Here is a 13467-nt window from a genome sequence, read left to right as displayed (position 1 = left end):
CAGCCACCTACAACACTCCGCGGAATACTTCCGCGGCAGGCCCTGTCATATAGACGTGATTATCGCTCTCGTTCCATTCGATCAGCAAGTCTCCACCCTTCAGGGAGATCGTTGCCGTACGATCTGTCGCTCCTGTCAGCACGGATGCGACAAGCGTAGCGCATGCTCCTGTGCCGCATGCAAGCGTCGGTCCTGCGCCGCGCTCCCATACACGCATGTCCGCTTGCGAACGCGAATTGACCGTTACAAATTCAACGTTGATTTTGCGCGGGAACATCGGATGCGTCTCCAACTTCGGTCCCCACGTCTCCAGATCGAAACCGACTGCGTCATCCACATAGATGACGCAGTGCGGATTGCCCATCGATACAGCCGTGAAAGCAAACTTGCGGCCATCCACTTCAATCGGATGCTCAATGACGCGATCTGCGTCTACGGTAGTCGGCACTTGCAGACCGGCCAGAATCGGCTCGCCCATATCGACACGCACGGTTTGCACTTTGCCGCCATTGATGGTCAGCTGCACCTTCTGTACGCCCGCACCAAGTGTCTCGACCGTAATCTCTTCCTGATTCGTCAATCCGTTGTCATAGACGTACTTCGCCACGCAGCGGATCGCGTTACCGCATTGCTCCGCTTCGGAACCATCGGAATTGATAATCCGCATACGAAAGTCTGCGTTCTCCGAAGGAAGAATATAGACCAGTCCGTCTGCGCCGATGCCGAAGAACCGGTTGCAGAGCGATTCTGCCAGCCCCGCTACATTATCAGGCAGCGCCTTCTCTCCCGCGACAATGATAAAATCATTGCCAAGACCATGCATTTTCGTGAAGTTCATCTATCGATCTCTCCTTATAGCCCCAATGTATGCTAATCTATCATCATTCCTATTAGCATACCGCAAAGGAGAGAGAAACGCTATTCATAATTTGCATCAACATTTGCACTTTTCCACGTTATCTGGCAGCGGTTTGCGGACCTAGCGGCCATTTGGAATTCGTCTTTGTTTTGCCGGATTTGCCTAGCACGCTGCCAATACCCATTACAAAAGTCGGAATTCCCGCGGCTACGAATACGAGGCACCATTCGCGGAGGCCGATCGGTACCGTCTTGAAGATCGGCTGCAGCGCTTCAATATATAGAACGCCGAGCATAAGCAGCAGCGAAGAGAGAACCGCCAGCACCAAATATTTGTTCTGGAACGGATTGCGATGGAAAATCGAGCGTGAGCTCCGGCAATCGAACACATGGATCAGCTGTGCCATGACGAGTGTCGCGAACGCGACGGTCTGGGCTTTCATCAAGCCGTCGGCCGTACCCGCACCTTCTCGCAGCGTAATCCAGAAGGCGCCAAGCGTACAGATGCCGATCAGCACTCCCCGGCTAATAATTTTCCACCCCAGCCTGCGGGCAAAAATATTCTCTTTCGCCGAACGCGGCTTCTGCTGCATCAGATCCTTCTCCGCCTGGTCTACGCCAAGCGCCATCGCCGGAAGGCCGTCCGTAACCAAATTCACCCATAAAATCTGGATGGGTACGAGCGGGAGCGGTAAGCCTGCCATCATGGCAAGGAACATGACCAGTATTTCACCTACATTGGAGGCAAGCAGATAACGAATGAACTTCCGGATATTCTCGTAGATGCCTCTGCCTTCTTCAATCGCCGCTACGATCGTCGAGAAGTTGTCGTCGCTTAAAACAAGCGCGGACGCCTCCTTCGATACATCAGTTCCGGTTATCCCCATGGAGATGCCGATATCCGCAGCCTTGATTGCAGGCGCGTCGTTGACTCCGTCGCCCGTCATCGCCACGACATGCCCTTTGCGCTGAAGCGCTTTGACGATACGCAGCTTATGCTCCGGGGATACGCGCGCATAGACGTACGTATTGTCGACCAGTCGATCAAGCTGCTCGTCGTCCATCCCCTCCAGCTGCCTTCCGCTCATTGCGATGCCGCCGCGAGGCATAATGCCGAGCTGACTGGCGATCGCTTCCGCCGTCAACTGATGATCCCCCGTAATCATGACTGTCTTAATTCCGGCTCTGCGGCAAGTCGCAATCGCATCCTTCACTTCGCGGCGCGGCGGATCGATCATGCCGGCCAACCCTACGAAGATCAGATTGTTTTCTGCCTCTTCTTCCGTCTCACACCGCTCCGTGGACCGCAAATCCCGATAAGCGAAGCCAAGCACGCGAAGCGCGGACTGCGCCATTACTTCTCCCGCCTCCGCGCATTTCCGCTTCAGCGTGTTGGTGAATGGAACAACCTTGCCCTCCCACAGGACGTAGGCGCATTGCTCCATCAGCATATCCGGCGCTCCTTTGGTGCAGAGGAGTCGTCCGCCTTGATGGGAGAGCAGCACCGACATCCGCTTCCGCTCCGAATCGAACGGAAACTCCTTGACCCGCTGGTAGAGCGCCTCCAGCGACTTGGCCGACGAGCCCAGCTTGGTCGCCAGCACCGCAAGCGCGCCCTCTGTCGGATCGCCTTTCAGCGTCCACTCCGGCTGCGGCTCCTTGCTCTTGCGGCGCTTCTGCTCCGCCGGCTCCGACCTGACAAGCAATGCGTTGTTGCAGAGAGCGCTAATTTGCAAGAGCCGTTTGATGGACTGGTCATTTTTGAGATCAAGCGCTTTGCCGTCTTCATAGATAGCTCCCGTCGGATCATAGCCTTCGCCGCTGACCTCCAGCTTGCGGCCGCCAATCCAGACATGAGTGACCGTCATCTTATTCTGCGTCAGCGTCCCTGTTTTGTCCGAACAGATGACGGAAGCGCAGCCGAGCGTCTCCACCGAAGGAAGCTTGCGAACGATCGCTTTGCGCTTGATCATCCGCTGGACGCCTAGCGCCAGCGCGATCGTCACAATAGCAGGCAAGCCCTCCGGTATAGCCGCCACCGCGAGGCTGACGCCTGCGAGAAACATGCCGTATGCCGGCTGGCCGTGCAGGATGCCTGCCACTACGACCATAACCGTCAAGCCGATCGCTACGACGATAAGCAGCTTGCCGAGCTGTTCCAGCCGGTGCTGCAGCGGCGTCTCCATCGACTCCGTTGCTTGGATCAGACCGGCAATCTTGCCCATCTCCGTCGCCATGCCCGTCCGAACGACGACGCCTCTGGCTGTGCCGCGCGTAACCATCGTGCCCATAAATCCGATATTCCGCTGGTCGCCGAGCGGCAGATCCTCATCCCCAATGACCGCAGCATGCTTCCCGACCGGAACGGATTCTCCTGTTAAAGCCGATTCCTCGATGTAGCAGCTATTGGCTTCGATAAACCGGAGATCCGCAGGCACGCGGTCCCCGCTTTCAAGATAGACGATATCCCCGTTCACCAGATCCTTGGCCGCTACTGTAACCAGCTCGCCGCCCCGAATGACCTTGGCCGAGGGCGCCGACAGCTCCTTGAGCGCCCGAAGCGAGCGCTCTGCCCTGAATTCCTGCAAGAAGCCAAGGACCGCATTCAAAACAATAATGGCCACAATCGTAATGGCGTCCAGGTATTCGCCAAGCAATCCCGATATTAAGGTGGCGCCCATCAGAACGAGCACCATGAAATCTTTGAACTGATTCAGGAAAAGCACAATCGGCGAGATTCGCTCTCCTTCCGACAGCTCATTGTGTCCGTGCTTTTCGAGCCTCTCCACAGCTGCAGATGGCTTAAGACCGCCATCTTGCGAGCTGCCGAGCGCTTCAAGAAGCTCGCTTGTCCCCATCTGATGCCATTTCAACTGTTCCATCCATGATTCCCTCCCGTTGGTTGCCGTTCCAGCGGACAGCCCATACTTACGCTAAATGTATTCGGACAGCCTATAAAATATCCCAGAGAGGCTTAAGTTTTTGTCCCGAATATGGCATGATAGAGTCATACTGTAAAAGAGAGGTACACTAATTATGGCATTAGACGGCATGGTCGTCGGAGCGGTCGCCGCAGAGCTGCAGCGCTGCGTCGGCGCGCGTATTCATAAAATTCATCAGCCCACCGAGCATGACCTCGTATTGTCCGTGCGCGGAGGAGGACTGAATTCGAAGCTTCTGTTGTCTGCGAATCCTACTTATCCTAGAACACACTTCACTTCGGCAACATACGTCAACCCGCTGGAAGCACCCATGTTCTGCATGCTCATGCGCAAGCATTGCGAAGGCGGCGTTATTGAATCTGTTCGGCAGATCGGGCGAGAGCGCATCATCCATATCGATATCCGGCAGCGGGACGAGCTGGGTGATCTGAATTTCAAAACGATTGTCATTGAAATCATGGGCCGGCACAGCAACATCATCCTGATCGACACGGCCACCGGCGCCATCCATGACGGCATTCACCACGTCACGCCTGCCATCAGCTCCTTCCGGATCGTCATGCCGGGCGTAGCCTATGCCTCGCCGCCGGATCAAGGCAAAAGCGATCCGCTAGCCGTCGCAGATGAGGATCAATTCCGAGCATTGCTGACCCAGTCTGTTGAGGAAGCACCCATCCCGCTCCACCAGTCGCTAGTCGGCGCCTTCAGCGGACTCAGCCCGCTTCTGGCAAAGGAAATCGTCAACCGAGCCAAAACCCAAAGCTCGGAAGAGGCAGCCGCGATTCCTCCGTTATGGAGCAGCTTCTCCGCATTAATGGGCGCCTTTCGCGAGAACCGATATGAGCCTGTTATCGTCACCGATACAGCGAGCGGCAAAGCTAGCTTCTCCGTGACGCAGCTTTCCCATATCCATGGGACAAGCGTCACCTTCGGCTCTGTCAGCGAATGTCTGGAGGCCTTCTACGGTGATAAGGCCGAACGGGATACCGTGAAGCAGCGTGCAGCGGATCTGATCCGCTTCGTTCAGAACGAGAAGAGCAAAAATACGTCCAAAATCAAAAAGCTGGAAGATGCGCTGGAAGAAGCGAAAGACGCCGAAAAGTACAGAGTGCTTGGCGAGCTTCTGACCGCCTATATGCATCAGTTCAATCGAGGCGAGGAGTCGATCGAGCTGGTCAACTTCTATGACGAGGATCAGGCGACGGTCAAGATTGCGCTGGACCCGCAGCTGACGCCGTCAGAGAACGCCCAGCGCTACTTCCGGCGATATACGAAATACCGCAACAGCTTGACGGTCGTCGCACAGCAGATGAAATTGGCGGAAGCTGAGATTACTTACTTCGAGACGCTGATTCAGCAGCTCAACGACGCGGCACTGTCCGATATTGAAGAAATTCGGGAGGAGCTTGTCCAGCAAGGCTACCTCCGCGAACGCAAGACGCGGGGACCGAAGCGGAAGAAGGCGCAGCATCCGTCGCTGCTTTGCTATACTTCCTCGGAGAACGTCCCGATCTACGTCGGGAAAAACAATATGCAAAACGAATATTTGACCAACCGGCTAGCTTCTCCTACGGATACATGGCTGCATACGAAGGATATACCGGGCTCCCATGTCGTCATCCGGGGAGGAGACTTCGGGGATGCTACGCTGGAGGAAGCGGCGATGCTTGCCGCTCATTACAGCCAAGCCAAGGATTCAAGCATGGTTCCGGTCGACTATACCTTCATCCGGCATGTTCGGAAGCCAAGCGGAGCGAAGCCAGGCTTTGTTATTTATGACCATCAGAAGACGCTGTTCATCACACCTGACACCAATCGTCTCAAAGCGCTGCCATCCGTAGTGAAATAAAGGTTCACCCCATAATAAACACCCCCTGAATGATCATGGATCGGCTGACAAGCCCAATCCATGAAATTCCAGGGGGTGTATGATTTATGGTGACCTCAATATTCCGCCACTCTTAATAGATAGCGTACACTTTTACCAGGAAAGAAGTCTGTGCACCGCTTGGATTGGCAATATAAAGCGATCTTGCCGAGATGACCTTCGATGTATTCCCGCTAATGACATCATCCAATTCAGTGGGGTCCGTACCTGCTGATACATCCCGTTTCACATCGAAAGTGATGTCATACTGGTCTACTCCTCCACCTTCCACTTCCCATCTTAATCGCTTGGTTCCGGGTGGAAGAACCTCCGTACTGAAATTTCCGCTTGAACGATGCTTTTGTCCGCTTAACGGCGCTTTCTCCGATCTGATGCTTGTTACCAATTCCTGTGGCATGAATTTCCCTCCAATATTTATATAAATTTGTTACATTAACATCCATACTCATATATGGAATCAAGTAGAACAAATTCTATAAATTGGAAACGTATTCATGGCGATAAAGGGGTTGGAGGCAAGTTTCCCATGCAGATTATTCAGAGAGCGATAGGGATGGATGAATCAATTGGAAGAGCTCATGCTCGCCGCCATACGTCGAAGCTGCTCCACAACGATAAGCTCTACCCCGCTGCTCCCGAGCGGCCCATGGTAGCTCTCGCCTTCCCGTTCACCGTGAAAGTCTGAGCCTCCCGTAACGATAAGCTCATGGCTCGCCGCGAATGTCTGGTATCGCTCCGCGTCCTCCGCACTATGATCAGAGTGGAACGCTTCTATGCCGTGGGCGCCTTCTGCTGCCCAGCGGTCTAGCAGCTCGTCCCGTCCGTACAGTCCCGGATGGGCAATCACGCTAACGCCTCCCGCCTCGCGAATCCAGCTCAGCGCCTCGGTCGTCGTGACGCTCTGCACTTGTACATAAGCTGCCGCTCCCGAGCCCAGATAACGCGCGAACGCTTCCTTCATATCGGCGACGACACCCTTCCGGATTAACGCCTCCGCAATATGCGGACGACCGATGCTCCCCTTATTGCCTTTAGCTGCTTCGCGAACATCCTCTATGGAGATGTCAATACCAAGCTCTTGCAGCTTATGGAGCATCTCGTCATTGCGCCGGTCGCGGGCGCTTCCGATCCATGCAAGCCTGTCCTGCCAGATGGGATCCGCGTTATCGGTATAATAAGCCAGCACATGGATATCTGTATGGTCAGTGACCGTACTAATCTCCACTCCCGGTATGACCATCATGCCGATTCTATCACCCTCCGCTATTGCTTCTTCTACGCCGGCAACCGTGTCATGATCCGTAATCGCGATAGCGGACAATCCCGCAAGCTTCGCTCTTCTGACGACTTCCGCGGGCGCATACATGCCGTCCGAGGCCGTGGTGTGGGCATGCAGGTCTGCTCTGCCTGTTACAGCCATTGCTGAAGATCCCTCTCTCTCAGGAAAGTCAAGAAGGTGACAGCTGAGATCGGAAGTAAAGCAGATTTTAGATAGATGGAATAAAAATGCCTCAAGAACTTGGTATCCGACACCTTGACGACCTTGATCAGCCCTAAGGCAACCTCATGCTTCACCGAAGACGCCGACAGAAAGGAGATGCCGAGCCCCGCTTCCACCGCGGATTTCACCGCCCCCGTACTGCCAAGCTCCATCACGATCTTCATGGAAGCCGGGTCGATTTTCTTCTTCTTTAGCTGCTCTTCCATCACGAGTCGGGTGCCTGAACCTTGCTCGCGCAGGACAAAAGCATATTGCATCGCCTCAGCAAGCGTGACGGACTTGTTCTCGGCCAATGGATGGCCGCTTGGAACAACAAGCATCAGCTCGTCGCTCATGACCGCTTCCATATGCATATCGGGATGATTGACGGGCGCTTCGATCAGCCCGAAGTTCAATTGATGGTTCAAAATATCTTCCATAATCTGTGCGGTATTCATCACTTTCATGCTTATGGAGATATGGGGATATTCCTGGCCGAAAGGCCCCAGCAGACGAGGCAGCACATATTCGCCGATCGTCAGACTAGAGCCGAGCTGCAAGCGTCCCTTCAATTGCTTGGTAAAAGTAGACATCGCTTGATCCGTGTCCCGAATCAGATCAATGCTGTTTTTCGCGTAAGGCAAAAGCGCCCTCCCGGCTTCCGTCAGATCGATCCTCTTCGTAGAGCGAAGCAGCAGCTTTGTGCCAAAATAATCCTCAAGCGACTGTACCTGCATCGTAACCGCAGGCTGGGTCATATGAAGGGCTTGCGCTGCGGCGGAGAAGCTTCCGCGCTCTGCAACGGTATAAAATATATGCAATTGATGAAAGTTAAGCGCCATATGCAATCCGTCCTTTCTTTGGCCTTATTATATACTAGTGTCCCTGAAAGAAGCGACATGATTATGGGAAAATGAAGAAACGCGACCCTGTGGATCGCGTCCTAATTCCAATATTTGTATTATGTACCGATTATTTTTTGAAAAGCAAATCGTCATTTGCGTTTCCGGCTGTTTTTCACAAGCGTCATTCTTCTGGAATGCCTCAGCCAGGAATAATAGGACTTTAGGTCTCGAAGCTCAATGGTCTCCGACATTCTGCCCAGGAAGGTAACGATGATCATCTTATGGAGCGGGTTGCCCAGCAAATCAAGCTCCGTAAGCGAATCCGCGAATTCCGCGACAAACACGAGATCCTCGTCAATTAAATAAACATCCTGCTCATTGCGATAGTAAGGTACGATCCGGCCCTTCTTCAAGCATTCCCACAAATACTCGGCAATATCTTCGTATCCGGTCTTTTCGCTCTCGATCCGATCTAGCCAGCGACTTTTGGCATGGTTAGTAATAATGACGTCAACCACCTTTTTGTCGCCAAGTTCGACATAAAACGACTCATAGGTACTCCATCTTCTCGTCATTTTATCCTTCATCTCGCAACCTACTCCTTCCAAGGAACCAGGGCTTTTATCCTATTTATTTACTTCCATTCTACCATGATTGTCCGATTTTTCAACAATAAAATAAACTCAGGCCATATATGTCTTAATATGTAAATTAGCACATAAAAAAACCGCCTCTCAGCGCTAATTATGCGCCAAGAAGCGGTTACTTCTGCTGTATTCCCGAATTACAGGCTGTAAAATCTTGTTTTATCTTCGTTCTCCTTGCTGTACTCCGTTGGAATCTCGGTGCGGTAGGAACGCTCTACCTTCCGCACGAAGGACAAACGGCTCATCTGCTTCAAGGATTCCTCTGTCTTGTCGGCATTCATATACAGCACGACATAATGAAGCTTCCGCGACATGAAGTGAATCGTCCCGAACCGCTCCAAAGCCCTAGCTGCCTTCAAATCGCTCACCCATACGATAAACCCCGTTCGATCCGGTAACATCAGCTTGCTCCTCCTCCATAACCTCCCGAAGCTTTCATGGTGCGGCTAGTTATCCGCACCCGCCGCTGCCGCAGCCGCATGATCCGCCGCTGCCGCAACCGCCTCCCTTGTTCCTCTCGTTACCCGGCACCTTGATCGTATCGGATACCGACTCCGCAATCATGCGGGATACCTCATACAGCATATCGTCCACAGCTTGCTCGGACGCCTTGAATTTGCTAACGCATTCCAGGTCCGCAAGCTGCTTCTCAATTTCCTTTACCTTGTCTTTCGCTTCGTGGTAATTCGGATGGAAACGTCCGAAGCGCTGGCATTCCTCAAACAGCTCCTTCGCCTTGGCGAATTTGATCTGCAAGCTCTTCACTTCATCGTTCTCATTCACTACCGACTTCCAATATAAATAATCGGACACTTCCGCCGATTGATTAATCCAGTCCCCCAGCTCGTAAGCGGACAAAAGCAGCGACGCCATATCGAGCGAAGATCTGACGCCATCTTCTTGCTCCGACTGAGCTGTCCATGATTCGGCAACAGGCATTGATCCACCTCTTTTCAATTCGCTTGCTATTAATTTATCATATCATAGCCCCTAAGCCAATAGAAAGAGGAGGTTAAAGGATTACACCGCTTGGCAGCATCAGCTTCATCTCTTCCCACATATCGGGAGTCAGGCGGCTTCGCTCCGATTGATTGTCGTCAACCAGCTTGCCTGTAACGGACCATTGTTCGCCGCGAAGGTCGATCTGCTCCGGTATGAAATGCCGCAATTGCCCCTCCAGCTTAAGCTGTACGGCCGTTTCCATAGCAACAGCCTGCTGCATCAGCTCTTTTCGTGTAGAGGTGTGGTAGCTGCGCAGCTGTCGCCACCATGCAGCGGGTACCTGATCTAGTCCCGAAAGAAGTTTAACAGCTTTGGCTTCCATCGCCTGCTCCAGTTCGTAATGCCGCAATGACATCGATTCATAGAGCCACTCGCCGGACTCAAAGTACCGGTCAGCGGCAAATTCCGGATAGGACTGAAGCTCTGTGCCGAGACCAGTCAGATCAGGATAAACCGCACACTTGTCCTCAAATGATTCAATGATTCTCTTGCGAGGCGGATATCCCGCCTTATTCAGAAGCAGCCTGATCTCGCCAACCGCAGAGGGATGTATGATAAAATTCTTTTCGCTGATTCGAACGAGCAGATCCGGGGCAGCTCCGGACAGCTTCATCGCTTCCTCCGCCAGCTCGGCCGTATCGCATCGCAGAAGTGTAGCCTGCTCGAATGTATACCGGCAAGCTCGAATCGCCCATTGATCCAGCATCGACCTGAGCTGCACTGGCAATTCCTGCTCTCTGCTGGCCTCCCTCAAAAAGCTGGCGATCCCTTCCTTGGTTCGTCCCTGCTCCAATGCCGCAGCGACGGAGGCAGCCGTCAATCGATACAAGACCGGCTCTTCACGGTGGATTCGCTCCGCAATCAATTCCAGCTCCCATCTCATCCCGAAGGAGCTTCCCGGCGCAGCAAGCAGCTCTCCGGTCGGCTGCAGGATGAGCTGGCCCTCCAGAACAGACGAGAAGCCGCGCCGGCGGAACATAAGCTCTGCCCCTTTGCTTGGGTGCTGCCGCTCGGCCAGCTCCATCCAGCCTAGCTCCTGCATGAGAAACAGCCAGCGCTCAACCTGATTCCACATGGAGCCATTCACATCAACTATCCCGCTTCTCTCTATTAATAACGTACCCCATTCCGCCACTTCGCTCGCTGAGAGCCACTCGCCTGATGGAGCGTTTGCCAATGCAGAGCCAATATGCGCATCTTCTCTGGAGCCTCTCAGCAAATATCCGCAAATCCAATGAAACAACCCTTGCTCCCGTTCGCAATCGCTCATAGCGCACCAGCTCTGCAGCCTTTCCTGATCAACGTTGATACCCTTCTCTTCCCGTCTCTGCAATCCGAGCGCGGCGGCAGCAGCCAAGCCAACGGCAACCGGGACAGGGTAGCTCTCTCCGCGCGCAACACGCCATGAAAGAGCTTTGAGAGGCCCCTCCTCCAGCTCCAGCGCAGCCTGCAGACGCTGGAGCGTTTTTTTGGACAAAACGCCCTTGGACGTGAAGGCCGTCTCTGACTTCATTAGTGCTGCCAGCATGTACAACACTCTGCGGCCAAACGGCTCCTTCACGCCGAGAAAACCGCCGGAGCCATCCATCAGCGGCTGAACGGGGGCTGCCGATCCCGCCCATGGGCAAGGGAATAGACTTTGCTGCCAGATCATGAAAGAGTCTAACGGTATGAAGCAGCTCCGATCCCCCCACATTTTGGCTGCGAAGAGTACGATGCCTGCTTCCTGAAGCTGGCTTAACCCCATACGGGCCTCCGCCCCCGAAAGTATCGTATGCTCCCGAAGTTCGGCCAAAAGCCGTTCTTCCTCAACCGGCGCAGCTCCAAATCGCAATATCAAGGAAACCAGCGATTCCTTGGCAAGCGAAGACAGACGGTTCGACGCCGCATTCACTGCACGTCTGTCCAGCATGGCTTCTCGCCAGGACATTTCTTGCGCAGAGGCTTCCACCCATACAGCCGATCTTGCAAATTGCTTCATGCGTTCATCCGATAGTTTGACGCTTGCTTGTGCCAGGTTCATCCGTTAGCCGCCTCCGATCGCAATCCACTGCCGCAGGCTTCCGCCCCCGACAGTTGCATGTATTCATACCCTTGCTCCAGCAGGAACAGCTGCCGCTTAAGAGCAAATTCTGTTTCCTTCGTCCCTTCCGTTACCAGCGTATAAAACCATGCCCGATTATCACCCTGCTTCGGCCTGAGCAGCCGTCCGACACGCTGGGCTTCCTCCTGTCTGGAGCCGAAGCTGCCCGACAGCTGAATCGCCACTGAGGCATCCGGCAGATCGATAGCCAAATTAGCCACCTTGGATACGACCAGCACATTTATACTTCCGCTCCTGAATTGATCATACAGCCGCAGCCGCTCCTCATGCGGCGTCTCACCGGTCAAGAGCGGGGCTCCTAGCTCACTGGCTACCTTGCGAAGCTGGCCCAGGTATTGGCCGATGACTAGCGTCTGCTTGTCCCGGTAACGCTCCAGCAGCTCTCTAACGACGGGCAGCTTGCCGGGATTCTCCGCTGCGATGCGCAGCCGGCTGCGCGCCGCAGCCGCCGAATAGCTGTGATGCTGGGAGGCATCCAGCGGTATCCGGATTTCAGCGCAGCTGACCGATGCGATATAAGCTCCCTTCTCCGCTTCCTTCCATTGCATATCGTATTGCTTGGGCCCGATCAAGGAATAGACATCCTCCGCGCATCCATCCTCGCGCACAAGTGTAGCCGTGAGTCCCAAGCGGCGCGTTGCCTGAATGGATGCGGTCATGCGGAATACAGGGGCCGGCAGAAGATGTACTTCGTCGTAGATGATGAGCCCCCAATCTCTTTCGTTGAACAGCCCCATATGGGTAAAGTCTCCAGCCTTGGACTTGCGGCGGGTCAGCAGCTGATACGTCGCGATGGTCACCGGCTTCACTTCCTTGACCTTCCCGTTGTACAGTCCGACGCTGTCTGGCGCAAGCGTCGTCTTATCTAATAATTCTTCCCTCCATTGCTCAGCCGAGGTGCGACTGGAGGTCAGAATGAGCGTCGCGGTGCCAAGCCGGGCAAGCGCCGCTATGCCGACAACCGTCTTCCCTGTTCCGCAAGGGAGCACAACAACGCCGCTCCCGCCTCTTGCTGCGCCGTCCTGGATGAAGGAGCCTACAGCCCGCTCCTGATAATCTCGCAAGGCGAATGCAGTCCCCCTTACAGTCTGCTCTCTCAAACGGAGAGACAGGGACTCGCCCGCATGATAGCCGGCCTGATCCATAACGGGATATCCCTGCTTGGCCAGTTCCTGCTTCAGCAGTCCACGGCAATCCGGCGCCAGCTGCCATATTTCCGGGCTTCTGACCGTCTGCACCCAAGCCATTACGCATGGAATCCGCCCTAGCGACTCCAGTATGTCGGCATCGCCGTTCAATAACAGCGCCGCATCTTCGGCATACAGCCTTAGCTTCCCGTAACGACTTGCCCACAGCCGAATGAACCCCTCCGCTTGAAGAGGCACATCGTATTTGGCATGCGTCTTTAACGCCTCGACTACCTGCTCCCCGGTCCATCCTTCATCAAGGGCATGCCATAACGTCATCGGCGTGATGCGATAGGTATGGATGGTGCCCGCCCGTTTGCGCGCCTCTGCGAACCGGTGAAGCTGCTCGCGAGCAGCATGTGCGGATAGACTTCTTTCATCCAGCAATACAGTCAAGTCGGACTGTACAATGATTGCTCCTTCGGTTTTCAACGGGCATCCGCCTCCCATTTTGCGCTTTCTCTCTCCACAGTATGAAAGTTTCCGTAGGATTTTATCCCTGTAACCTGCTTTT

General features: G+C 54.2%; 11 protein-coding genes. 1 reads left to right on the top strand and 10 read right to left on the bottom strand.

From position 1 onward, the window contains the following. Window positions 1-7: 7 nt before the first annotated feature. Window positions 8-838, bottom strand: a complete 831-nt coding sequence (dapF, locus tag AC0YNW_RS03310; RefSeq protein WP_475830736.1) for a diaminopimelate epimerase — start codon at window positions 836-838, stop codon at window positions 8-10. A 118-nt stretch (window positions 839-956) separates the two neighbouring features. Continuing rightward, window positions 957-3740 carry a calcium-translocating P-type ATPase, SERCA-type gene (locus tag AC0YNW_RS03305; RefSeq protein ID WP_475830735.1) on the bottom strand — a complete coding sequence of 928 codons (2784 nt, stop codon included), beginning with the start codon at window positions 3738-3740 and terminating at the stop codon, window positions 957-959. Between the two features lie 154 nt (window positions 3741-3894). On the opposite strand from AC0YNW_RS03305, the gene AC0YNW_RS03300 reads away from it, so the two are divergent. Further along, window positions 3895-5649 (top strand): Rqc2 family fibronectin-binding protein, encoded by a 1755-nt coding sequence (locus tag AC0YNW_RS03300; protein ID WP_475830734.1) that lies wholly within the window; start codon window positions 3895-3897, stop codon window positions 5647-5649. Between the two features lie 112 nt (window positions 5650-5761). Here the strand turns inward: AC0YNW_RS03300 and AC0YNW_RS03295 are convergent, their stop codons facing one another. The 8 genes from AC0YNW_RS03295 to AC0YNW_RS03260 form a co-directional block, all read right to left on the bottom strand. Then, complete coding sequence (locus tag AC0YNW_RS03295) at window positions 5762-6085, bottom strand: DeoR family transcriptional regulator (protein ID WP_387474469.1); 324 nt, start codon at window positions 6083-6085, stop codon at window positions 5762-5764. Between the two features lie 165 nt (window positions 6086-6250). Continuing rightward, window positions 6251-7108: a PHP domain-containing protein gene (locus tag AC0YNW_RS03290; RefSeq protein ID WP_475830733.1), complete on the bottom strand. Its 858-nt coding sequence runs from the start codon at window positions 7106-7108 to the stop codon at window positions 6251-6253. After that, complete coding sequence (locus AC0YNW_RS03285) at window positions 7099-8010, bottom strand: selenium metabolism-associated LysR family transcriptional regulator (protein ID WP_387474466.1); 912 nt, start codon at window positions 8008-8010, stop codon at window positions 7099-7101. Before AC0YNW_RS03285 ends, AC0YNW_RS03290 begins: the two co-directional genes overlap by 10 nt. 152 nt (window positions 8011-8162) lie before the next feature. Continuing rightward, window positions 8163-8600, bottom strand: coding sequence for a hypothetical protein (locus tag AC0YNW_RS03280; protein ID WP_387474464.1), 438 nt, complete (start codon window positions 8598-8600; stop codon window positions 8163-8165). 197 nt (window positions 8601-8797) lie between these two features. Further along, window positions 8798-9061, bottom strand: a complete 264-nt coding sequence (locus AC0YNW_RS03275; RefSeq protein WP_387474462.1) for a YlbG family protein — start codon at window positions 9059-9061, stop codon at window positions 8798-8800. Window positions 9062-9110: 49 nt separating this feature from the next. Then, a complete protein-coding gene (locus AC0YNW_RS03270; RefSeq protein WP_475830732.1) occupies window positions 9111-9599 on the bottom strand; it encodes a YlbF/YmcA family competence regulator in 489 nt (162 codons plus the stop codon). 73 nt (window positions 9600-9672) lie between these two features. Continuing rightward, a complete protein-coding gene (locus tag AC0YNW_RS03265; RefSeq protein ID WP_475830731.1) occupies window positions 9673-11685 on the bottom strand; it encodes a helicase-associated domain-containing protein in 2013 nt (670 codons plus the stop codon). Beyond that, entirely contained in the window at window positions 11682-13385 is a 1704-nt protein-coding gene (locus tag AC0YNW_RS03260) for a DNA repair helicase XPB (RefSeq protein WP_475830730.1), read from the bottom strand. The genes AC0YNW_RS03265 and AC0YNW_RS03260 overlap by 4 nt, the downstream gene beginning before the upstream one ends. Between the last annotated feature and the right edge of the window lie 82 nt (window positions 13386-13467).

The organism is Paenibacillus sp. J31R120 (genome assembly GCF_056269225.1).
The sequence above is the reverse complement of the archived record's forward strand: the minus strand, read 5'-3'. Positions and strand labels throughout refer to the sequence as shown.